Consider the following 23,138-nt stretch of genomic DNA (forward strand, 5'->3'; position numbering starts at 1 on the left):
CCGAAAAAAGGCAGACCGGAACGCGACAAGCGCGAGCCTGTAGAAAGTGAAGTCCCGGAAAACGAAGACTTCGTCATAGGCCGCCATCCGGTTTTGGAAATACTGAAGTCGGAACGCGACATCAATAAAATCTTCATCCAGGAAGGCTTGGGCGGAGAAAAAATCGGGGACATCATCCATTTGGCGAAGGAACGCAAAATCCAGATCCAATCCGTACCCAAATCAAAGCTGGATACGTTGTCCGACAATGCTGTCCATCAAGGCGTCATCGCCGCTACGGCCGCTTTCCAGTATGCCGTGCTCGATGATCTGTTCGAAGCGGCTGCCGCCAAGAACGAAGATCCTTTCTTCATCATCCTGGATGGTGTCGAAGATCCGCATAACCTGGGTTCCGTACTGCGTACTGCGGATGCCTGCGGTGCCCACGGAGTCATCATTCCGAAACGCCGCGCTGTCGGCTTGACGGCAACCGTCGCCAAAGCATCGACAGGCGCCATCGAGCATGTGCCGGTCGTGCGCGTAACGAACCTTCACCGCACAGTCGAAGAACTGAAGGAACGCGGCGTCTGGATCTACGCCACCGACATGTCCGGGCAGGATTACCGCCAGTGGGATACAACCTTGCCGTTGGCCATGATCATCGGCAACGAAGGCAAAGGCATTTCGCGCCTGTTGAAGGAATCGGCTGACGGCCTGTTGACCATCCCGATGGTCGGCCATGTCCAAAGCCTGAATGCCGGTGTCGCAGCCGGACTGATGATGTACGAAGTTTTCCGCAAACGCCACGTTTGATCTGCGGCGTCTGCGCACCAGAAGAAGCGAGGGGAAGGCCATGTTGAAGAAAGAAATCCTGATAGTGGACGGCTACAATATGATCGGCGCCTGGCCGGAACTGGTGAAGCTGAAGAACCAGGACCTCATCGAAGAGGCCAGGGATCAACTGCTGCAGGCGCTGTCCGATTACCAGAACTATGAAGGGAATGAAGTCTGGTGTGTCTTCGACGCCCAGTTCGTACCCGGCATCACGAAGGAATACTCCAAATACCGCGTGAAGGTCATCTTCACCGCCCAAGGAGAGACCGCCGACACCTACATCGAAGGCGTCGTCAAAAAACTGCGCAACGTGCTGACCGAAGTCTATGTCGCCACCAGCGACCTGGCCGAACAGCAGCTCGTCTTTTCGAAAGGTGCCCAGCGCATCTCCGCCATCGAACTTTACAAGGACATCAAGCGCTCCAAAAAAGCCTTGGAGACCGAAAGCCGCCGCTTCCGCGACCAACGCCAGCGCGGCACCTGGTCGGATGACCAACTGGAGATCCTGAAGGATATCTATAAGGATATGGTGGACTAAGCCCGTAAGAAGGTTGGAGCATCAGAACTAATATATAAACGCAAAGAAGAGGTCGTCTCGTTTTGAGGCGACCTCTTCTTTGTGTTCATCACAGGATTTTTTGGCGGAAATGAACATTCCATCCAAAGCGATTCAAAAATAACTTTTTGCCGAGAAATTTTTGCAGCATACATAATTCAGCTCAGGCTATTTGATAATATCTTTACGATAGTCGCTAGGTGTTATGCCTCTCTCTTTTTTGAACACCTTAGTGAAGTAATTATAGTCAGGGATACCTACATATGCGGCAATATCTTGAATACTCATAGAACTGGAGTCAAGTAATTTTATGGCGTCATTGATGCGTAATTGGTTAATGTATCGAATCACAGTAGTCCCTACTTCTTTTTTGAACTGGCTGGAAATGTAGGGAGCGGATAAGTTGAATTTCTCGGAAATACTGTTCAGCGTCAAGGGTAAATTCAGATTGAATTCAATATAATCCAATATTTTCCTAATAGATAAAGAGTAAGTATTTCTGGATTTATTTTGTACAAGCAAGCAATATTCTCGGATCATTTGTTCATATAATTTATTTAAAGCACTTTCTGAAGTTGTAAGTTCAATCATATGCAGAAACTTGCTTGATATTTCATGTAAGTATACAGGATGTATTTCATTTCCTTCAACAGCCTTACGAAATAAAGTGTTTGCTGAAGTCAAGTGGGACTTTTGATCTCTGAGTGTGTTTTTTAGGCGAGGTTCAATAGGCGAACTCATGAACCGCTCTGCTTCCACTAATGCTTTTTCCCAATCCCCGTTACGAATGTGGCTGAGAAGCTCTTTTTCTATCTTATAGCGATCGAATACAGCGTCGAAATAAGCTTCAAAATTATCTTTAGGAGTATAAATATAATGATCTTTACTCGAATTCGAAAAATCATGATAGTTGATGGAGAACGGAGTGATGTCCTCTTTATTAATATAGGAGACGATATTTGAAATGATTGAAATAAGATGTAAATTATTGTCTATCTGAGGAATCCCGAACAGGAATCCTTTTATATTTTGGATATCTGTTGCAGTCAGGTGATTGTTTTCAGTGATTTCATTCCAATAATCATCATTAATCGGGTTGTTGAAATAAGGACCTATGGCAACGATATCCTGTTTATCCACGAACGGAAAGAAAAAAATATAGCTGATTGAATAATTATCCGTTACAAAATAGAAAGTGTTTTTTTCCATAGTCAACAGAAAGTCCTGCACTTGTTTGTACAATGTTTCAGAATCTTCAAGACTTTCTCGGAGAGATTGGTCAAAAGCGGATATATTAGGGTATGGAGCTATGAAATAATGAAAATTTAAATGCAGTGTATCCGAGAGAAGCTTTGTAATAAAATCGATCGTTGATGAATTCATTTCATTTCTCCTTAAAATCAAACTGTAACAGTAGTTTACTCCAGAATAGGGGATAAATAAACAAAAAAGGAAAATAACCTTAAAAACGTGCTAATTGAAACCGTTTTATTCTAATTGCATAGAAAATAACGTGCTATAGTATGGGAAATAAATGAATAATAGGTGATTAGATAAATGTTAACGAATCTCAAAGGAATGCCTTATGGATTATCGGATAAAGACATTGAGTGGGTAGAAGAAACAATAAACAATATGTCGATTGAAGAGAAAATTGGACAACTTTTCATTGTTTTAGGGAAAAGCAGTAATGAAGAATACATCAGAAACTTGGTGGAGAAATACCACATAGGGGGAGCTCGATACACTGAAAGGGATCCTCTTAAAGTCTTGCATCAAAATCGAGCGTTCCAGAAGTACAGTAAAACACCTATGTTTATTGCAGCGAATTGCGAGGATGGCGGCAGCAGTCTTTGCCAAAACGGCACGCAAGTTGCGACGCAAGCGCAATGTGGAGCGACTGCTACTCCGGAAGCTGCATACCGAATGGGAAATATCGGTGGAATAGAGGCTACCGCCTTGGGGTGTAACTGGACCTTTTCTCCGATTGTGGATATCCTCTTTAATTGGCGTAACACGATCGTTAATACCAGAGCATTCGGGAATGAAGCGGATCAAGTCTTGGAATTGGCAAAAGCAAACATTAAAGGCTTAAAAAACAGCAATATACTGACAAGTGCTAAACATTTCCCGGGCGATGGCGTTGAAGAAAGAGATCAACACCTGGTGATGGGGATCAACGATCTGACATGTGAAGAATGGGATGCCAGTTTTGGCAAGGTCTATCGGTCACTCATAGAAGATGGACTGGAAACGGTTATGATTGGCCACATTGCACTTCCTGCATACAGCAGAAAGTTACGGCCAGGCATCCTGGATGAAGAGATTATGCCAGCTACATTAGCGCCTGAAATCACAACTGATTTATTGAGAAAACAATTAGGTTTCCAAGGGCTTGTAGTAACCGACGCTTCTCATATGGGCGGCTTGCTGAGTGCTAAACCAAGAAATGAACAGCTTCCATATGCGATTGCAGCGGGATGCGACATGTTTTTGTTCATGCACGATGAAGAAGAGGATTTCCAATACATGCTGGATGGATATGAAAAAGGCATCATTTCTGAAGAGAGATTACAGGAAGCCCTTGAACATATCCTAGGGATGAAGGCAAAGCTAGGATTGCACAAAATGAAAGCGGAGTCTCTGGAAGAGTCGACGACGAAATTGATGCAAATCGGCAGTGCAGAGCACTTGGCGGTGGCAAAAGAAATTGCGGATGAAAGCATTACGCTTGTCAAGGATACACAAGGATTGCTGCCGATCGATGTACGTGAGAAAAAAAGAGCCATGCTGTATTTTCTTGAAAGTGCCCCCGTTTCTTATGCTGACGGGACTGACAAAGCCAAGAAAATCGTGATTGAAGAACTGGAAAAAGCTGGATTTCAGGTTGACGTGAATGATTCGTTTTATGATCTTGAGCAAAGAGAACGCTCACCATTCAATAAATTTAAAATTATGGCTATGCCCACAGTCGAATCTTTCAAAAAGCAATACGATGTCGTCTTTGTGTTTGTCCATATGAAAGGCTATGCCCAAGAAAATAATGTACGGGTGAAATATTCAGCGCCACATTCTAATGAATTACCTTGGTGGATCAACGAAGTCCCTACGGTTTGTGTTTCCTTAAGCTATACAAATCATTTGTATGATTTACCCATGATGAAAACATTCATAAATGCTTATGGACCGACTAGAGCATGCATTCGAGCCACAGTCGAGAAGATAACTGGTCAGTCGGAATTTAAGGGCAAATTTAATGAAACCGTGTGGTGCAACAGCTGGGACACCAGATATTGATACAGAAAGGAAGTTGCAGAAATGTCTAAACAAGGAAAAACATTGCTTGAAGTAAAAAATATGTTTAAAAGCTTTGGGCCTACGATTGCCTTAAAAGATGTAAATCTGACTATAAAAAGAGGCCAAATCCATGGTCTGGTCGGCGAAAACGGAAGCGGTAAGAGTACCGTGACCAGTATTGCATCCGGATTGCAGGATTGCGATAGCGGGGAAATGATTTACCTGGGGAAAGCATGGCATCCGGAAAGCATGATCCATGCACGGGAGCAAGGCATGAGCATGATCCTTCAGGAAGCAAATACGATCAGTGATGTAACCGTAGCAGAGAATCTCTTTGCTGGAAAAGAAGCGGAATTCACTAACTTGGGTATGATATCCAAAAAGAAAATGGTTCAAGCAGCTGATGAACTCTTGAAAACATTTGATATCGAGCACATCAAGGGAGGTGACAGCATAAACAGCTACAGCTTTGAAGACCGAAAACTGATTGAAATCTGCCGTGCAGTAACGGATGAAACACAGCTGTTAGTTGTTGATGAAACAACTACAGCCTTAAGCCATATCGGGAGAGCATTGATCTACAAGCTCATCAACAAAATGGCGGCTGAAGGAAAAGCTGTCATATTCATCAGTCACGACATGGATGAAATCATTGAAGTTTGCAATATCTTGACAGTATTGAGGGATGGAAACATCATAGGGACGCTGGAAAAAGAAGAAATGGATCCCAAAAAAATCCGTTATATGATGGTAGGGCGTGAAATTGGAGAAGCTTACTACAGAGACGACTACGATCCATCCCACTCCGGTGAAGTTGTATTGGAATTTAAGAATGCATCCTTTAATGAAATAAAAAAATTTAATCTGAAATTGCATAAGGGTCAAATCTTAGGCCTGGGCGGATTATCAGGTAGCGGCATGCGGGATGTAGGGAGAGCGGCTTTTGGATTGGAACGACTGAAAGAAGGCTCAATCGAATGTAAAGGAAACCCCATCGAGGGCATTATGTCCGCGATCGACAACAACATGGGCTACATCTCAAAAAATCGCGATCGGGAAGCGCTGATTGGAGAAGGCTCAATTCGAGACAACATCATTATGCCAAGCATTCGAGGACTGTCCGGAAAGATGATGTATTTATCAAAAAAAGCATCCACAAAAGTGGCCCAGCACCAAATTGATGCTTTCAGCATAAAATGCAACAACGAGAACCAATACGTTTCAACGTTATCTGGCGGCAACAAGCAAAAGGTTTCCTTCGCAAAATGGATGGCAAAAGACAGCGACATCTTCATCATGGATTGCCCGACTCGCGGAGTAGATATTGGCGTTAAACAATTTATGTATCAATTGATCAGCCAAATGAAAGCGGATAATAAGGCGATATTGATGATCAGTGAAGAATTGCCGGAACTGATCGGAATGTGCGATCAGATAATTATTATGAAAGACAATGAAGTCAGCGCCAACATTACACGGGACAAGGATCTGAAACAGACCGACATCATTGAATACATCATTTAATGGCGTCTTTTGGGAATTACGAAAGGAGATAATTATGGAAAAACCAGCAAATAAATCGAGTGGAGAAAATCATATCGAATCGGCGGATTTTCTTGGTCTAATGAAAAAAATCAAAAAGTGGGATTGGCTAAGTATTGTTCCTTACTTAGGCTTAGTGTTGATCCTAATCGTTTTTAGCTTTACGTCCAACGGGAACCTATTTGGAGCTTATAATGTCAGCATTGTGGTGCAACAAACGGTCGCTTTGGCTATTGTTTGTTTGGGAGGGGTATTTGTATACTCAATGGGAAATTTGGACATCTCGATTGGAGCCACAATCGGTCTCTGCACACTGATTCAAGCGATAATTTTAAATGCCACAGGAAATCTTTTCCTGGCGTTTATGGCCGCCTTGCTCTTAGCCCTGTTTTTTGGATTAATAAATGGAGCGGTGAGTTCTTGGTTAGGTCTCCCTTCTGTCATCACTAGTTTGTTCCTGATGTTTATCGGAACGGGCGTTCAAACGATCATAACTCTGCAAACCAATACAATCAGGACTAGCTTTGATTTTTCATTCTGGAAGAACATGTATGTTCAAATCGGAGCATTGGCAATCATGTTCGCTGTCGTGTACTACTTATTCAATTACACGCGTCTAGGAAAATACACGAGCAGTATTGGTGCAAATATAGAATTTGCCAAACAAAGTGGTGTGAATGTATTCAGAAACAAAATATATGCGTATCTCATCATGGGAACCTGCGTAGCGATAGCTAGCCTGTTCATTTTAGCACGGTCGGGAAGCTCTTCCCGTGTCACGGGTGCAGGGTATCATATGGATGTTATGGTGGCGTTGATCCTCGGCGGAATGCCTTTGTCAGGAGGGATGAAGAGTAAAGTGAGTGCTGCTCTGATCGGTTCATTTTCCTATATTCTTTTGACAAATGGGCTTACCCTATCCGGTGTTGCTGCAAATAATGTTCCGCTGGTGAAGGCATTGATCTTTGCTGTCATCGTGATCATAACCAGCCGCAAGAAGGGAGTCGTGTTACCTAGATAACTTTCTTCTATTAAAAGTTCGGAACTTTTCAAAAAAATTATATCAGGAGATGATCAGGATGAAAAAAATGATAAAACTACTTATGAGTGCAACAGTGTTATTAGGCTTGGCAGCATGTGGTGGAGCAGAAGAACAACAAGGATCCGACTCTACTTCGGCAGGCAACAGTACAGCTGAGGAAGCTTCATTTGATTATGCGGATGTAAAGATTGGCGTGCTCGGTCATATGCAGAGCGGAGAGACGCTCGATGCACTGACCGTGTATATGGACGCTCTGTCAGAGGAAGTCGGTTTCTCATATGAGTATGTCGTAGGAAGCAGCTACGATGAGCAGACCAACATAACAGCCGTACAGAATTTGATTGCATCTGGAGTGGACGGGATTGTTTTGGCTATAGACAGCGGAACACCGGCAATTTTGCAGGAATGTGAGGCTGCAGGTGTATTCCTATCTGCATTCATCACAGACATGGACAGCAGTTTTGATGAGTTAAAGTCAAGTGACTATTATTTGGGAAATGTGAATGATGGCCTGTACGATACTTCCTCGATTGGAGAAAAAGCTGCCGAGTTAGTAATCAAAGATGGTAATACGAACGTAGGCATCGTAACCTTCCCATTACTATACTTCCCACAAAAAAATGCGGCAATCCAAGCGTTTACGAAAACAATTGCAAGCCATAATGACACTGCGACCGAACCTATTGAAATCTATGAGACTCAGGAGTTAAGTTTTAGTGCATTGGAAGATACATATTTTAATAATTATCCGGAATTAGACTCTATTTTTAGTTTAGCGAGTGGTTTTGTGCATCCTACGATGGTAAGCGCGGATAAGACAGATGTTGATTTGTATACCACGGGATTTAAAAAAGATGATTTAGACGCATTTGAAAATGGCGAAATGAGAATGATGACCTTATCGAATGTCGAAGCTGTAGCTCTTCCTGTTGCTATGATCCTTAATGCTGTGGCAGAGAAACCATTTGCTGATCAACCTGAAGAAGCAGAGCGTATCGATACTTCATTGGTTTTTGTAACCAACGATGAAGAGTTAACAGCTCTGGAGGAAAAATGTTTCTACTTCACCGCAGATATAGACCAAGCTTTCATTTCTCCGGAAGATTTCACGCAATATCTTACTGCATATAATCCAGATGCAAGTTATGAGGAGTTCAAAGAAGTACTCATGAACATGTCCATGGAAGACTTGATGGCCAAATGAGAATAGTAAGACTATTAGTCACAAGGAAATACTGGGGTGAAATTTATGAACAGTAAAACAATGGTTAGGAATATATTGATAACAATATGCTTGCCCGTTCTGATGTTCTTGGTTATGTACACCATCACGAAATCGAATGGAATAGACTATTATGGGCAATCGGCCATGTGGAAAGCTATTTTCAGGAATTTGGGGATGGCTGTCACGATGGGCTGCGGGTTAGCCATGCAATTGCGTCATGGTAGATTTGATTTTTCGGGTGGGGCTACTATGGTGTTGGCTGGAATTCTAGGCGTCTATTATACGCAACAGTTTAATGGTGGACCGATGATGCTGCTGACACTATGTGTTGTTTTCTCAGTAATGATCAGTATGATTACTGCCACAGTCTATGTCACCTCAAAATTGCCGATCATCATTTGTACCATTATGTTAGCGTTAGTTTATGAAGCATTGACTCTTGTTCTTGCAGGAGGCAATGGTGTAAATATTATGGCGAATGTGGGCTTGAATATTTTTGGGAGAGAACCCTACACAATATATATTATGGTGTTCGCCATGATTTTGTATCAAATTATTCTATCGCTTACACCTTTTGGGTATAGAGCAAAACTATTGAGACATGGTCAGCATGTCTCGGTAAACATTGGAATCAACGAGAGAAAAAATGTTATTACAGCCTATGTTTTTTCTGGTATTTTATTTGGGCTCGCGGCAACTATCTTTGTATCTCAAAATAAAGTAGAAACATTATCCAATTTATCCTCTACAGGGATTTTGTTCAGTTACATCGCTTCTGTCTACATAGGGATGTTCCTAGGGAAACTCACCCTGGAGATTGTTGGACTTACCATTGGAGCATTAACTATCCAGTTGATGAATTATGGTTTGGGTGCAATGGGTTATGATAGCGGTGGATGGAATAATATATTCTTCGGTATATTTATGATGACATTCTGGGTGATAACCAGTAAGGCTGGTCAGATTGAGATTTTTCTATCAAACCTATCCAAGAAGAAAGAAATTGGACAGAAGACTTAAATTTTTAGGATAATACCAACCATAGGCCTGAGCATTACTCCTTTTTGTAGTATGCAAAGGCCTATAAGTATGTATAAACCATGATATTTCTGCGACACTGAAGCGTATTTGAGTTATAAATTAAAAAGGTTGGAGGTTTACAAATGCGGAACACTTATGCATTAAATGAGGGCTGGATATTTAAAAAAAGAGATTTCAGCTTAGAAAAAATAAAACCCAAATCTACATCGGAAGAGCTGATAAATTTACCTCATACATGGAACAATGAGGTCAATAATAACAGAGAAGAGTTTTCCTATCAGAGAACAATCACTATCTCAGAAAATCATAGAGACGATAATCTGTATTTAGAATTTTTAGGTGCGAATAGTGTATGTAAAGTCTATTTGAATGACCTGTTTGTAGGAGAACATCGCGGGGGATACTCGGCCTTTCGATTTGATATTACGGAATTGTATGATTGGGATAAGGAAAATGTAGTGACCGTGTTTGTGGATAATAGTCAAACGAGGGATGTGTCCCCTCTTAATGGAGATTTTACAATATACGGGGGCCTGTACAGACCTGTAAATCTGGTTTGCGTGGGTAAAGATCATTTCTCTTTAGATTTTTGGGGAACAGATGGAATCATCATCAGGAGTGAAGTCAAAGAGGACAAATCAGGTGTCGTCAATTTAGAAGTACATACAATCTGCGCATCAGATGCTGCAGTAAACATAAAGATACTGGATGAAGGAGATCATATCATTTATTCGGAAACGATACCCTCAGACCAAAAAAATGTTGCCATTGAGCTGGATGAACCGAATCTTTGGGAAGGTCAAGAAAGTCCGTATTTATATACTTTAGAAGCAACCTTGCAGAAGAATGGAACGGCTGCCGATCAAATCAAGAAAACATTCGGCTTCAGAAGGTGTAGCTTAACCCCTGACCGAGGCTTCTTTTTGAATGATAAACACTTGCGGATAAATGGCGTTGCCAAACATCAAGATTTTGAAGATGTTGGGAATGCCGTTAAGAACGAACACATCGAAAAGGATTTTGAGATCATAAGGGAGATTGGCGCCAATGCAATCCGACTTTCTCATTATCAGCATAGTCAATCTGTTTATGATTTTTGTGATAAAGAAGGATATGTTGTTTGGGCTGAGATACCGATGATGTCTCTGCCTGAAAGGGAAGGTGTATTGGAGAATGCGACGGACCAATTAACAGAACTTATCCTACAAAACTGCCACCATCCGTCCATTTGTTTCTGGGGCGTTCAAAATGAAATTGCCATGGACGGAGAATCCATTGCGATGTATCAATCAGTAAATACTTTGAATGATTTGGTGCATGAATTACTGCCTACTGCCTTGTCAGCCAGTGCCAATATGTATGAAGTTAAAAACAACAGCCAATTAAACTTTATTACTGACATGGTGGGATATAATTTATATTTTGGTTGGTATTATGACAGAATGCAAGACTTGAATGATTGGATTGAAAATTTCCACACAGAAAATCCGCAAGTTCCATTAGGTATTTCTGAATATGGTGCCGATTCTAATCTGGCTTTCCATTCTGATGCTCCAAAAGTGAAGGATTACAGTGAAGAGTTTCAAGCAATCTACCATGAACAAACCTATCCTATCATCAAGGAAAAGTCCTATATGTGGGGAAGTTTTGTTTGGAACATGTTTGATTTTGGGAGTAGCGTCAGAAACGAAGGCGGCACGAAAGGGAAGAACTGTAAGGGTTTAGTCACTTTTGATCGCATTACTAAGAAAGACGCCTTTTACTATTACAAAGCGAACTGGTCTCAGGAACCTTTTATTCATATATGCGAAAAACGTTTTGTTAATAGGGACAAAGATATGATTGACATCAAGATATATTCGAACCTGAAACAAGTTTCTTTAATAATCAATGAAACAGATATGGGGACCGTTGCGGGTGAAACCGTATTTTCATTTGAAAATGTACTTTTACAGCCAGGAGAGAATAAAGTTAGGGCATATTCCGATAGTTACGAAGACGTTGCCGTCTTCAGGAAGGTTGACGCTCCAGATCAATCTTATATTTTTGTAGATCCGAATCCTGAGATAAATGTCAAAAACTGGTTTACACAGGAAAGCGGTGAGGTTGATCTTTTCCCAAGCGATTCTTATTCGGTTCTGGACACATTAGGAACTTTAATGGAAAATGAAGAGGCGTGGAATGTAGTTAAAGAATCAGCACCAGACATCGCAGAACGCTCTGTGCCTGGCGCGCCTGTTACATTATTATGGGTTGCTAACAAGATGAAAAATTACTTCTCTGAAGAAGCGGTTAAAGAGATCAATAACAAATTGATAAAAATTACTAAAAGCTGACACCTTTTACATAAAGGATCTCTCAGGATAATCAATTAAGTGAAAAAGGCAGGAACTCACCCGGTTGCGGGAAGTTCCTGCCTTTTGCTTGTCCTTACTATATTTTCAGGCAATGCTCAAGGATATTTTTTCATCGAAACCATTTGGATCAGCACGAGCGCCAGACTGGTCAGGAGGGCAATAAAGGCGATGCTTTGGATGCCGCTGAGGTTGATGACGACGGCGGCCAGGCTGGCGCCGAACGCACCGCCCAGTTGGATCAAGGAGCTGTTGATGCTGAGCATGAAGCTGGATTTGTTTTCGGTCACTTGGGCGATGCCGGTGTTGAGCTGCAGCCCGGTGAACCAGGCACTCATCAGCCACACGATAATGAAAAGCACACTTAACCATTTCGACGGTTGGAAAACAAGGATCAATAGCATCGCTGCCGTTTGGAGTACCGACCCCAGCATAAGTGACTTGGCGTATCCGATAGCATCCGATACATGGCCACCGATCAGATTTCCCGTGAAACTGGCGAGGCCAAGCGCAACCAATATCAGGCTCATCAGCGGTTCGATGGAAGGGAAAAGCAGCAGCAAGTACGGCGTGGCATAGGTGTAGAACGCATTGTACCCCATAAACATGGCGAACGTATAGGCAAGCAGCAGCAACGTTTTCCCGTCCTTAAAGAACTGCAGCTCGTTTTTCAGATCCAGCTTTGTCGCCTCATGATCCGCTTTCGGCAAATATTTCATGAAATAGGCAAGCGAAACCAGCATCATGCCGTTCAATATCCAAAAAATGCTGCGCCAATCGAGGACAGCGGACAGGACCCGCGTCAACGGGATGCCGATGACAAGCGCCAAGGAACTGCCCATGATATAGAAAGCCAAGGAACGGCCTTGCCTATCCTTGGGAGAGAGCGCTAAGATCGTCGAAATGGCCAACACGCCATAGCTGTTCGCGGAAATCCCCATCAGCAGCCGGACGATGAGCAGCTGCACAAAACTTTGGGCATAGATAAGCGCGAAGGTCGTCAAAATCGTCGCAAACAGCATGAGCTTCAGCATCCGGCTGCGTTCGATCTTCCGGAACAGAATCAAAGTGATCGGCACACCGAATGCAGCCCCATAGGAATACATTGTGTTCAGCAGCCCGGACTCGGCCACCGAGATGCCCAGCGAAACGGCCACCTTGTCCAAGATGCCGCTGAAGACAAAAGCCGTCATGGCAAGGACAAAGCTCATCGCACTGAAGACCAGTAACATAATGTTTGGTTTTTTCATTTTATTCTCCTTTTAATAGTGATTTTCTATGCGGATAACGGTGCGAATGAATTTTTCGGAGACACCTTTATCTGCATTCTTTTTGTTCGCGCTTACATGTATGGGTAAGGGCAATTTTGTTATGCCAGCTATCTTCACATGGAATCCGAACCTAAATCCATTATACAGGTTAACCTTCACTTTAAGTCAAGCCTTCCCAGAATAAATCATTCCTATCATTGTCATAGGCGGGTAGAGGATACTGGTACAAAAACGTAAAGTTGGAACCGACAAATTTGTAAAATTGGATATTTCAGGCTAGATGATTCATAGCAAAAATGACATTGATCATTCCATTTCAAAATGAGATAGTAGTTTCATTTTGAAATGAAACGGTCGGTTGCATTAAAAGGTAAACGCTTTTATACCCTGCTTTTAAAGTTGGCACGCTTTTTGCATTATAGAGAGTGTAACCAAAAGAAAGAGGGGATGAGAAATGGAACTGGATATTTTGATTAAGAATGGGAGGGTAATTGATACAACATCAAATATTGATGTTGTGAAGTCAATCGGTGTCAAAAGGAACAAGATTGTGGACATTTCTGAAGTGGATGAAAAGACAATCGTTGCAGAGCGGGTCATCGATGCGGAAGGGTGTTATGTATTTCCGGGATTGATTGATTTCCATGCACATGTTTTTTATAATGGCGCACCAATTTGCGTTGAACCGAATTCAGCTTTCTTGCCGAACGGGGTCACATCTGTAGTGGATGCCGGAAGTGCAGGCTGGGGTAATTACAGGAGTTTTTACAATTCCATCATTACGCCAAGCGTTGTCCGCATCAAAAGCTATCTCAACGTTGTGAATGTGGGCTTGGCTACTTTGGGCGGCGGTCCGACGGGGTACCTTGAAAATATTGATCCCAAGAATTTCAACCGGGACAAAATCATTCAGACTTTTGATGAATATCGGCATAATCTGATCGGATTGAAGCTGCGTTTCAGCAAAGATTTATTGGAAGACCGCAATTTGTATTTGGAGCCGCTGATCGAGACCATCAAAATTGCTGAAGAAATCGGCTGTCCGATTTGTGTGCATACGACAGATCCGATCATTGATGCGGGTGAGTTGGCCGATTATTTCCGTCCTGGAGATATCTACGCGCACATTTATCATGGGGTAGGCAATGTTGCCTTGGATGAAAATGGGAAAGTATTGCAGAAAATCAAAGATGCTCGGGAGCGAGGCGTCATTTTCGATTCTTCCAACGGGGTAGCCCATTTTGATTTCGATATTGCTTACAAAGCGATCGCCGATGGATTCTTACCGGATATAATCAGTACGGATTGCACGTGCAAGAATTGTTACAACCCATCCAAAGTAGTCAATTTGCCGTTCATCATGTCCAAATATCTGAATATGGGACTTTCCCTAAAAGACATTTTGAAAGCCGTTACAACCGTGCCGGCAAAAATCATGGGTCTTGAGGGCGAAATCGGAACGCTGGATCCGGGAGCAGCCGCTGATATTGCGATTTTCCAGATAATCGATAAGGACACAGTATTTGAAGACACGGTCGGGAAAACACTTGTGGGCAAAAAGTTATTCAAGAATCAATTGACGGTAAGAAACGGAGTAGTGGTATTCAGGCAAATCGATTTCTAAAAAAATTGTGATGTATTGGAGTAGATAAAATTGAACAAAAAAGCGATTATCAAACTTATTGCAGTGTTACTGATTCCGGTTATTGTATGGAACATTCCTGCGCCTTCAGGGTTAGAGGCGGAGACGTGGCATCTGGTGGCCATCTATCTGGGCTTGTTGGGCGGACTTATAGTCAAGCCGCTTGATGAACCGATCATTACTTTGGTCATCGTCGGATTTGCAAGTATGTTCATGGATGCGGAACTTTTATTGTCCGGATATGGAAATGATATGGCCTGGTTCATCGCGATCGTAACCATCGTATGTACAGCTTTCGTAAAGACGGGTCTTGGAAGACGGATGGCGTACATCATGTTGCAGCGGTCAGGAAATTCCACGCTGGGGCTGGGCTACTTGATGATGTTGATTGACTTGATACTAAGTCCTGCAACTGGATCGAATGCATCGAGAACAACGATCATCTATCCGATTTTCAGGAATATCGCAGAAGGTGTCGACTCCCATCCGGATGATAATCCACGTAAACTTGGGGGATATTTAACAATGTTGGCTTACGTTACCTCGCAGAGTACGGCTGCCCTGTTCCTGACGGGGATGGCGACAAATGCAATCACAGCTTCCTTGGCTATAGAAATGCTGAATATCGAACTGACTTGGGGTTCTTGGTTCATGGCTTCCGTTGTACCTGGAGGATTGGTTCTCTTGCTGGGACCTTATGTAGTGTATAAACTCTATAAACCTGAGTTGACAGGATTGTCAGATGTGAAGGTACAAGCCAAGCAAGGATTGGCAGAGATGGGTGAAATCACTTCTGCTGAAAAGAAACTGTTCGTTATTTTCATTCTTGCTATTTTAGGCTGGATGTTCGGGCCGAAAATTGCCTTTTTGAGTTTGGGAATTCAATCTGTCGGATTTGTTTTTCTGGCACTGTTACTGGTGACGAGAGTCCTGAATTGGTCTGACGTCATTGGGGCAAAAGGTGCGTGGCATCTCTTTGTATGGTATGGAGCATTCTATGGCGTCGCTTCAAGTTTAGCGGACGCAGGCTTCTACACTTGGTTAGCGGATCGATTAGGCGGAATATTGGATCTTTCGAATGTGAATGGCTTGTTGGTGACTGCGGTCTTGTTGGCGATCAGTCTTGCTGTCCGCTACTTCTTCGTATCGAACAGTGCTTATGTGGCTTCATTCTACCCGGTAATTTTTGCGATTGCGTTGGGAACACAAGCCAATCCGATGGTATTGACTTTATTGCTGGCATTCTTCGCAAGTTACGGCGCGTTGTTGACGCACTACGGAAACGGAGCCGGATTGATTGCGTTCGCCTCGGGTTATGTATCACAGAAAGAATTTTGGAAAATCGGAACAATCATGGTTGCCATTGCATTGGTCATCTACTTTGCGATTGGTTTGCCGTATTGGAAAATAATTGGAATTTGGTAAAGAAAGGGAGTATTTAAAAATGGCTTGGAAAATTTTATTGCCACAAGAAATTATGCAAGAGGGCCGCGACTATCTGGAAAGTCGTGGACATGAATTGATAACTGGATCCGGTATGGAGACTGAAGATATTATCCGCGACATCAAAGGAATTGATGCCATGGTCGTGCGTCTTTCGAAGATTACAAGGGAAGTATTTGAGGCAGCCGATCAATTAAAAGTCATCGTTCGCCACGGAGCCGGCTTTGACACGGTCGATCTGAAGGCTGCAGAAGAATTTGGCGTTAAGGTTTTGTATTGTCCGACAGCCAACTCAACATCTGTCGCTGAAACGGCTGTCTTCTACATGCTGTATTGCTCGCGCAACTTCACAAAAGTACGCAATACATTCATTGATGATTACTACAAAGCTAAACTCAAAACACCAAAATCCGAGCTGGATGGCAAAACAGTCGGTATCATTGGCTGCGGTAATATCGGATCGCGCGTTGCCGCAAAATGCAGAGACGCTTTCAACATGAAAGTATTGGCTTATGATCCGTACAAACCTGCCAAAGACTTCCCTGCAGGAGTCGAAGTTGTCAGGGACATCAACAGAATCTTCAAGGAGTCCGACTTTGTATCCATGCATTGTCCGACAACCAAAATAACCAGAGAATTTGTGGGCCAAGAACAATTTGAGATGATGAAACCTACAGCATTCTTCATCAATACTGCCCGCGGAATGATCGTTAATGAAAAGGACCTTTACCATGCGTGCAAAAACGAAGTCATCGTAGGCGCAGGTTTGGACGTATTGCAACAAGAACCTGTTAATCCGAAAAATCCTATTTTGTACTTGGACAATGTAGTGGTAGCTCCACATATCGGAGCAGCTACAGTGGAAGCAACCAATCGGGCTTCCCTGCATTCCGCAATCGGAATCGTAGAAGTGCATGACGGCAAAGAACCTTCATGGCCGGTTAAAGCAATTGATTGGAACACCGCAACGGTTTATACAGACTAATATCGGAGGGAAAAACATGACAATCGGAAATCGCGTTTATCTAAAAAGAAGTTTACCAGAAAAAGAATTAGTGGAAAGATTCAGCAAATTACCGGCAGCTAACGTTGCAGACTGCATGAGCAGAATTGTGGCATTGCATTCCGACATCAAGCTGATGTCATCGCCTGAGAAGAAAATGTGCGGGGTTGCTTTGACTGTCAAAGCACGTCCTGGCGACAATTTGATGTTGCACCAAGCTTTAAATATGGCTCAGGAAGGCGATGTCATCGTCCTTTCGAATGAAGGCGATCGTACGCAAGCCATCATGGGCGAAATCATGTATAAATACTTATCGGAATTCAAAAAAGTAGCCGGTATCGTAATTGATGGACCGATTCGGGATATCGACATCATCGCGCATGAAAAATGCCCAATCTACGCTACAGGGACGACACCGGGAGGCCCTTTCAAAGAAGGTCCCGGCGAAGTAAATGTGCCGATTGCAATCGGTGGGGTTCCGGTGATGCCAGGGGATATCATTTTGGGAGATCCGGACGGGGTTATCGTCATTCCGAAGAACGATGCCAGTGATCTGATTGAAAAGGCTGAAGACAACGCAGCCAAAGACAGCGCGAAAGTTGAAAAAGCTTCAACCGGTGCGGCAAATCGTTCATGGGTGGATGAACTCTTGGTCAAAAAAGGCGTAGAGTTTATTGACGGAGAATTCCAATATTAATTTAAAAAACTGGAACATGAATCCCGCCAGATTCATGTTCCAGTTATTTATGTCATTGCAGACCATAGGATTTCAGTTTCCGCCAAAGGGTGGATTTGCTGATCTGGAGCTCTTCAGCAGTTAAGGTCTTGTTGTTGTTGTATTTGATCAACGTTCGGGTGATGAGCTGTTTTTCAACATCAGAGATGGAAGCATTCTGAGTATTCAGCTCGGTGGTATTCAAAAAATGAGGCTCGTTCTCCAGTAAGGAGCGCACCAATTGGACATCAATGCGAGCGTCCTCGCAAAGAGCCATCATGCGTTCGACGATATTCTGCAATTGACGGATGTTCCCGGGAAAGTGGTAGGTCGAAAGCAAGTCCAAGGCGGCGGTTGATATTTTGAGTGTTTTTTTGGACTGATTCAAAAAACTCAAGGTCAACTCTTTGATATCTTCCTGGCGAGCGCGCAACGGCGGCAATTTCAGATGCAGGACGTCCAACCGGTAATAAAGATCTTCCCTGAATTCCCTTTGCTCGACCATTTTGACCAGATTGCGGTTAGTAGCCGAAATGATGCGGACATCCACAGGGATTGACTTGGTATCGCCTATGCGTGTGATTTCTTTTTCCTGTAAAACGCGCAGCAGCTTGGCCTGAAAGTTCAATGAGATTTCACCTATCTCATCCAAAAAGATGGTCCCTTTATGGGCAGCTTCAAAAATTCCGATTTTCCCTTCTGTGGTTGCACCCGTAAAAGCACCTTTGACGTATCCAAAAAGTTCACTTTCCAACACATTTTCGGACAAGGATGCACAGTTGATGGCTATAAAAGGTTCATGCTGTCTTGGGGAATGATTATGGATCCCTTGCGCAAAAACCTCTTTACCAGTACCGGTTTCCCCTTCAATCAGGACCGCCGATTCCGTTTTGGAAAATTTCTTGGCTTGTTTGATTGTTTCCTGGAGTGTGGAGCTGTTCCCGATCAGATTATCAAAGCTTTTTTTGGCTGTAGTAATTTTTTGGGACAATTTGTTCCGGACATCGCCTTCTTTTGCTTGCAGGACATCCAGCTTTTCAACGGATGCCAAATATCCCGTGATATCGGCTTGGCTGATGATGGGGGAGATGTTCAGAATAAAGTTTTGGTGATTGAAATTTATGATTTGATTGATTAAGCTATAGTCTGAATCCGGATTATCCTTAATGAACTTATGCAGGACGGAATCGATGAACAGGTTTAATTCGTCCTCAAAAAAGACCTTGGCCTTCTTGTTGATGTAGATGGTTTTTGCATCCTTGGAAACAGCGATCATTCCATTTTCGGTAGCTTCCAGGATATTCTCGATAAACGCCTGAGTTTTTATTTTTTCTTTATTCAACTGCACTAAGTGGATGGCTTCGTTTAAGGCTATTTCGATGGACCTCTCATCGACGAAGATATCGATGGATTTGACGCTACTTTCTTTTGCGGCACGTTCCGTTGTCATACCGCCGATAAAAACCTCATAGCCTTTTTTGGACAACAGATTGACGCACGCTGGAATTTCTTCCGGAGATTTCAGATCAGGGATAAACAGTTGGTTATTCGTGATTGCCTGGAATGTCAAAGCCTTTTCTTTGGCGATATCGATGGAAATGAAGGCAATCCGATCGGAAAATTCGGAGGCGGCTTGATAAGAATAATAAATATCTTCGAAGGTGTAGCGGACATCGACAATCGGAATGGACAGGTTTTCCCTCAGGATAGAGACATTGTATCCTCTTGTGACCACGGCATACACTTTATGCTCGGCAAGAACCTTTTCGACTTCCGTAAGGGCATTTTTTCCGGCAATTTGCAGTATTTTGAAGTTATGACCCATCATGGATAGCACTTTTCTGGATTGTTCAGAAAAGTTGTTGGATGGTGAGACGATCAGAATGTTTTCGTTTTCCATGGAACGCACCTCGCTTGTTGTTTCATTATAGCTTGGATGGTTTCAAAATGAAACGTTTTTATAAAAATAGATAGTTTGTATTGGAGGATTTGGTGATGGGAACAGCTACACTGGCCCTGATGATTTATGTCGCAATCATCATAATTTGGGCAACGGTCGTCAAAAAAAATATGGCTGAAGGGATGATACTTGGATTTCTGGTTGTGGGCATGTTCGGCGGAAAAAATGCTTTGGGATTCATTGAAAGCGCTTTTGTTTCGGCGCTCTCAAACGAAGTGCTGTTCGCTTCGCTTGCGTTCATCCTGATGAGTTATCTGATCAAGGAATCAGAGCTATTGGAAGGTGTCCTGAATATATTCGATTCACTCCTGGGCAGATTCCGGGGCGGTCCGGCCTTTGTGAATATCGGCCTCTCGGCGATAATGGGCATGCTTTCCGGATCCAATTCCGCCAATACTGCCACTTCGGGTGCCTTTACAGCCCAGTGGATGATCCGGACGGGTTGGAAAAAAGAAACAGTCGCAACGCTGCTGGCAGGCAACGGCGGGTTAGGGGCAGGTTTTCCTCCCAGCGCTTCGATGTTCATTATGCTGGGATTCGCGCAAGTAAACTCCCTGATAACTGTGGAAGAGTTGTACATCGGCTTGTTCATTTCAGGCGTCTATCAGGTGATTTACCGAATATTTTTGGTTTTCTATCTGATGGAAAAAAATGGGATCCGATCCGGTACATCTAGGGAGGAAGTTTCCGTATTCAAAGCCTTGAGAAATCATTGGAAGTCGCTGACTGTTTTTTTAGGGGCGATTGTTCCGCTATTGGTCACGACTGGACCGCTTGGGGAGTGGTTGGCTGCAATTGGTTTGGAGGAGGGGATGTCTTCCGTTTCCTTGTTGACCTGGATCCCGATCTTGATGATTACGATCATATTGGTTTTGGGCAGAAAAAATCTGAAAAAGAACATCAAAGATACGACATACCTGGTTGATACGCTGTTTGTTCATTATAAAGACATCGGTGGCATCTTGCTGTTTGCTTTTGCCGCAAGCGAAATATTTTCCAAGCTGGGCTTAGTGAACGAACTGGTGACCCTTTTCGGGAGCCTTGATTTTTCGAAGCCCGTGATGGTTTTGATCGTGGGCATGTTGGTGGTTTTGGTAGCCGGTCCGTTATCCTCAACGGCCACGCTCACTTCCATCGGTTTGATCGCTTTCAGTGCTTTATTGAGCGTAGGCGTCAGTCCTTTGCCGGCAGCCGTGGCCATTCTTGTCTTTGCGTCCACTGAAGGAGCGTCGCCGCCCGCATCCGGATCGATCTTCATTGCGTCCGGATTGACGGACTCGCGCCCGGAGAAAACCTTTATTCCGCTGATAAAATATTTTGTTGTGCCAATTACAGCCATCGGGTGGCTGATCGCGATGGAGTTCTTGCCGTTATTCGTATAGGAGGGGATAGGGAGATGAAAAAGTTATTCGAGAAAGTGATTCTGCTTGGCTTTTTGATGTTTTACTTAGGCGGCTTAACCATTGTGATACTCCAAACAATCGGACTGCTGTCCTTAAACAATGAGTTGATGATGGGTTCGAAAGACTACTTTTCCTGGGTATTCCCTTTGGCTTCCGTCACTGGGTTGATGTGCTATGTCCACTCGTATTTTAAAAAATAAATAACGTGGCGGGAGAATGATATGGATGATAAAGAGAAAGCGACAGATGTGGATACACTGACACAGGAATCCATTAAGAAGCTGGAAAAACTGTTAAGATTCTCCATCATGATCGAATCGGACAGCGCGACAGCCCTTACCCACAAAGGCCGCTGCCTGCAACAGGTAGTGCAGCGGATGGGTATCGAGATGGGTGACATTTTAACTTAATGGATCAGGATATACTTAAAAAAATTTTATGGAGATGACACCATGCATTATGATAATCGTCCGATAGGAGTGTTTGATTCAGGTGTCGGGGGATTGACGGTGCTTAAAACATTATCACAATTATTGCCCGATGAATCTTTCGTTTATTATGGGGATTCGCTGCATGCGCCTTATGGAGAAAAAAGCAGGCAGGAAATTCTTACGTTGTCAAAGAAAGCTGTGCGTTATTTGTTGGACAAGAACGTTAAAGCCCTCGTACTCGCTTGCAATACCGCAACAAGCACAACGAAGGCTGAACTGATGCGACTATACCCGAATATTCCAATCTTCGGTATTGAACCAGCACTAAAGCCAGCCGTAAAAGACAAACACAAGCACATTCTAGTTTTGGCAACGCCGCTGACCTTGAAGTTGGAGAAATTTCAGAAGTTTCAGTATCAATTAAACCAATACATGGAACAGACAACAATCCATGTCCTGCCTTGTCCGGGATTAGCGAACGCCATCGAGAAGGACGTAATCGCACCCGGAAGAAGGGAAACGGAAATTTTCTTGGATGAGCTGTTGAAACCTTACCGACGGGTACCTGTGGATGCTGTCGTATTGGGCTGCACGCACTATCCCCTGATCAAAGACAGCATCAAAAAATACTTCAATGAGCCTGAGGTTTATGACGGCTACACAGGACTAGGCAGACACCTAAAAACGACCTTGGAGCACGCCAAAAAATTGGCGGACAATCGGAATACGCAGACTATTACGTTTCTCAGCAGTGACCAACAGCTTGTGGAATCGGGGCTATACAATCAAGTATTTGACGCATATGACCACACGGAAGGCTCGTTTCAATAGTGCCATTCCACTAGAACTTACCATGGGTCCCCGATTGCACACGCGAATGATGCATAGCTGTATCATTTTCGGGACGCAAGAGGAACGCGAGAAATCGACTTTATTCTGCAAAAAATCAGGATCTAATGCACTAAAACTGGTTTGAGGAAACCGTAAAAGATGAGTTCCAAGTAACCAAAGTATTGCTGAACACAGGGCCTTATGCATACACGAGGGAGTCGGATGGGGTACATGTGATTCCGATTGCGATGCTGGGCGTATAAGAATGTAAGCAGAAATGCACACCAAACCTATTTTGGGTTTAGTGTGCATTTTTTACGCTTCCTGATTGATCGCGTACGCCTTTTCTCGAATATCAAGTCGAATCTACATTAAAAAAAGAACATAAATTAGCGGAAAATGGTCAATTGATAAGATGAGCTGAGTGCTATACTGAATAAGTATTAAAGAAAGCGCTTAACAGCCGGCGTAAGCGTGAAAAATGGAAATTTGGAGGTTGTTCAAATGAGTTTCTTTGATAAATTTCAGACAGGTTTAGAAAAAATTGTTGGACCCATTGCGACAAAAGT

Annotated in this window: 19 protein-coding genes; 16 read left to right on the forward strand and 3 right to left on the reverse strand. The window is 43.3% G+C overall.

Annotated features, from left to right (window positions below):
• The first annotated feature begins 75 nt into the window (after window positions 1-75).
• Complete coding sequence (gene rlmB, locus WBV27_RS02780) at window positions 76-792, forward strand: 23S rRNA (guanosine(2251)-2'-O)-methyltransferase RlmB (protein WP_424199243.1); 717 nt, start codon at window positions 76-78, stop codon at window positions 790-792.
• A gap of 43 nt (window positions 793-835) precedes the next feature.
• Complete coding sequence (locus WBV27_RS02785) at window positions 836-1,351, forward strand: NYN domain-containing protein (protein ID WP_424199245.1); 516 nt, start codon at window positions 836-838, stop codon at window positions 1,349-1,351.
• Window positions 1,352-1,537: 186 nt separating this feature from the next.
• On the opposite strand, the gene WBV27_RS02790 is transcribed toward WBV27_RS02785, so the two are convergent.
• Window positions 1,538-2,752, reverse strand: coding sequence for a helix-turn-helix domain-containing protein (locus tag WBV27_RS02790; RefSeq protein WP_424199212.1), 1,215 nt, complete (start codon window positions 2,750-2,752; stop codon window positions 1,538-1,540).
• A gap of 174 nt (window positions 2,753-2,926) precedes the next feature.
• Here WBV27_RS02790 and WBV27_RS02795 point away from each other — a divergent pair, with 174 nt between their 5' ends.
• From WBV27_RS02795 to WBV27_RS02820, 6 genes are all read left to right on the forward strand, one after another.
• Window positions 2,927-4,666 (forward strand): glycoside hydrolase family 3 protein, encoded by a 1,740-nt coding sequence (locus WBV27_RS02795; protein WP_424199214.1) that lies wholly within the window; start codon window positions 2,927-2,929, stop codon window positions 4,664-4,666.
• Between the two features lie 21 nt (window positions 4,667-4,687).
• Window positions 4,688-6,190, forward strand: coding sequence for a sugar ABC transporter ATP-binding protein (locus WBV27_RS02800; protein WP_424199216.1), 1,503 nt, complete (start codon window positions 4,688-4,690; stop codon window positions 6,188-6,190).
• Window positions 6,191-6,224: 34 nt separating this feature from the next.
• Window positions 6,225-7,229, forward strand: a complete 1,005-nt coding sequence (locus WBV27_RS02805) for an ABC transporter permease (protein ID WP_106450422.1) — start codon at window positions 6,225-6,227, stop codon at window positions 7,227-7,229.
• A 58-nt stretch (window positions 7,230-7,287) separates the two neighbouring features.
• Window positions 7,288-8,454: a sugar ABC transporter substrate-binding protein gene (locus WBV27_RS02810; RefSeq protein ID WP_161525927.1), complete on the forward strand. Its 1,167-nt coding sequence runs from the start codon at window positions 7,288-7,290 to the stop codon at window positions 8,452-8,454.
• Window positions 8,455-8,499: 45 nt separating this feature from the next.
• On the forward strand, window positions 8,500-9,495 hold the full coding sequence (locus WBV27_RS02815; RefSeq protein ID WP_424199219.1) for an ABC transporter permease: 996 nt from the start codon (window positions 8,500-8,502) through the stop codon (window positions 9,493-9,495).
• A gap of 143 nt (window positions 9,496-9,638) precedes the next feature.
• Window positions 9,639-11,852, forward strand: a complete 2,214-nt coding sequence (locus WBV27_RS02820; protein ID WP_424199221.1) for a glycoside hydrolase family 2 protein — start codon at window positions 9,639-9,641, stop codon at window positions 11,850-11,852.
• Window positions 11,853-11,968: 116 nt separating this feature from the next.
• Here the strand turns inward: WBV27_RS02820 and WBV27_RS02825 are convergent, their stop codons facing one another.
• Window positions 11,969-13,120 (reverse strand): MFS transporter, encoded by a 1,152-nt coding sequence (locus WBV27_RS02825; protein WP_424199223.1) that lies wholly within the window; start codon window positions 13,118-13,120, stop codon window positions 11,969-11,971.
• A gap of 475 nt (window positions 13,121-13,595) precedes the next feature.
• Here WBV27_RS02825 and WBV27_RS02830 point away from each other — a divergent pair, with 475 nt between their 5' ends.
• The 4 genes from WBV27_RS02830 to WBV27_RS02845 are packed head-to-tail and all read left to right on the forward strand — an operon-like array spanning window position 13,596 to window position 17,926.
• On the forward strand, window positions 13,596-14,765 hold the full coding sequence (locus WBV27_RS02830) for a metallo-dependent hydrolase (RefSeq protein ID WP_424199225.1): 1,170 nt from the start codon (window positions 13,596-13,598) through the stop codon (window positions 14,763-14,765).
• 30 nt (window positions 14,766-14,795) lie between these two features.
• Complete coding sequence (locus WBV27_RS02835; RefSeq protein WP_424199227.1) at window positions 14,796-16,208, forward strand: DASS family sodium-coupled anion symporter; 1,413 nt, start codon at window positions 14,796-14,798, stop codon at window positions 16,206-16,208.
• Window positions 16,209-16,227: 19 nt separating this feature from the next.
• The gene (locus tag WBV27_RS02840) at window positions 16,228-17,211 is read left to right on the forward strand and encodes a hydroxyacid dehydrogenase (protein ID WP_424199229.1); all 984 of its coding nucleotides are present in this window, start codon (window positions 16,228-16,230) and stop codon (window positions 17,209-17,211) included.
• Window positions 17,212-17,227: 16 nt separating this feature from the next.
• Window positions 17,228-17,926, forward strand: coding sequence for an RraA family protein (locus WBV27_RS02845; protein ID WP_424199231.1), 699 nt, complete (start codon window positions 17,228-17,230; stop codon window positions 17,924-17,926).
• 52 nt (window positions 17,927-17,978) lie between these two features.
• Here the strand turns inward: WBV27_RS02845 and WBV27_RS02850 are convergent, their stop codons facing one another.
• The gene (locus WBV27_RS02850) at window positions 17,979-19,844 is read right to left on the reverse strand and encodes a sigma 54-interacting transcriptional regulator (RefSeq protein WP_424199233.1); all 1,866 of its coding nucleotides are present in this window, start codon (window positions 19,842-19,844) and stop codon (window positions 17,979-17,981) included.
• Window positions 19,845-19,939: 95 nt separating this feature from the next.
• Between WBV27_RS02850 and WBV27_RS02855 the strand changes: the two genes are divergently transcribed.
• Genes WBV27_RS02855 through murI form a run of 4 tightly spaced genes read left to right on the forward strand, consistent with a single transcriptional unit; the run spans window position 19,940 to window position 22,569 of the window.
• The gene (locus WBV27_RS02855; protein WP_424199235.1) at window positions 19,940-21,286 is read left to right on the forward strand and encodes a TRAP transporter large permease subunit; all 1,347 of its coding nucleotides are present in this window, start codon (window positions 19,940-19,942) and stop codon (window positions 21,284-21,286) included.
• A 14-nt stretch (window positions 21,287-21,300) separates the two neighbouring features.
• A complete protein-coding gene (locus tag WBV27_RS02860; protein WP_424199237.1) occupies window positions 21,301-21,507 on the forward strand; it encodes a hypothetical protein in 207 nt (68 codons plus the stop codon).
• A 21-nt stretch (window positions 21,508-21,528) separates the two neighbouring features.
• The gene (locus tag WBV27_RS02865) at window positions 21,529-21,717 is read left to right on the forward strand and encodes a hypothetical protein (RefSeq protein WP_424199239.1); all 189 of its coding nucleotides are present in this window, start codon (window positions 21,529-21,531) and stop codon (window positions 21,715-21,717) included.
• 42 nt (window positions 21,718-21,759) lie between these two features.
• On the forward strand, window positions 21,760-22,569 hold the full coding sequence (murI, locus tag WBV27_RS02870) for a glutamate racemase (RefSeq protein WP_424199241.1): 810 nt from the start codon (window positions 21,760-21,762) through the stop codon (window positions 22,567-22,569).
• Window positions 22,570-23,138: the final 569 nt, after the last annotated feature.

The sequence above is a fragment of the Trichococcus sp. genome, assembly GCF_049589555.1.
GTDB lineage: Bacteria > Bacillota > Bacilli > Lactobacillales > Aerococcaceae > Trichococcus.

Coding starts and splice junctions, on each gene's coding strand:
- WBV27_RS02790 (WP_424199212.1), bottom strand. CDS start 2,752: ATGAATTCATCAACGATCGATTTTATTACAAAGCTTCTCTCGGATACA.
- WBV27_RS02795 (WP_424199214.1), top strand. CDS start 2,927: ATGTTAACGAATCTCAAAGGAATGCCTTATGGATTATCGGATAAAGAC.
- WBV27_RS02800 (WP_424199216.1), top strand. CDS start 4,688: ATGTCTAAACAAGGAAAAACATTGCTTGAAGTAAAAAATATGTTTAAA.
- WBV27_RS02805 (WP_106450422.1), top strand. CDS start 6,225: ATGGAAAAACCAGCAAATAAATCGAGTGGAGAAAATCATATCGAATCG.
- WBV27_RS02810 (WP_161525927.1), top strand. CDS start 7,288: ATGAAAAAAATGATAAAACTACTTATGAGTGCAACAGTGTTATTAGGC.
- WBV27_RS02815 (WP_424199219.1), top strand. CDS start 8,500: ATGAACAGTAAAACAATGGTTAGGAATATATTGATAACAATATGCTTG.
- WBV27_RS02820 (WP_424199221.1), top strand. CDS start 9,639: ATGCGGAACACTTATGCATTAAATGAGGGCTGGATATTTAAAAAAAGA.
- WBV27_RS02825 (WP_424199223.1), bottom strand. CDS start 13,120: ATGAAAAAACCAAACATTATGTTACTGGTCTTCAGTGCGATGAGCTTT.
- WBV27_RS02830 (WP_424199225.1), top strand. CDS start 13,596: ATGGAACTGGATATTTTGATTAAGAATGGGAGGGTAATTGATACAACA.
- WBV27_RS02840 (WP_424199229.1), top strand. CDS start 16,228: ATGGCTTGGAAAATTTTATTGCCACAAGAAATTATGCAAGAGGGCCGC.
- WBV27_RS02845 (WP_424199231.1), top strand. CDS start 17,228: ATGACAATCGGAAATCGCGTTTATCTAAAAAGAAGTTTACCAGAAAAA.
- WBV27_RS02850 (WP_424199233.1), bottom strand. CDS start 19,844: ATGGAAAACGAAAACATTCTGATCGTCTCACCATCCAACAACTTTTCT.
- WBV27_RS02855 (WP_424199235.1), top strand. CDS start 19,940: ATGGGAACAGCTACACTGGCCCTGATGATTTATGTCGCAATCATCATA.
- WBV27_RS02860 (WP_424199237.1), top strand. CDS start 21,301: ATGAAAAAGTTATTCGAGAAAGTGATTCTGCTTGGCTTTTTGATGTTT.
- WBV27_RS02865 (WP_424199239.1), top strand. CDS start 21,529: ATGGATGATAAAGAGAAAGCGACAGATGTGGATACACTGACACAGGAA.
- murI (WP_424199241.1), top strand. CDS start 21,760: ATGCATTATGATAATCGTCCGATAGGAGTGTTTGATTCAGGTGTCGGG.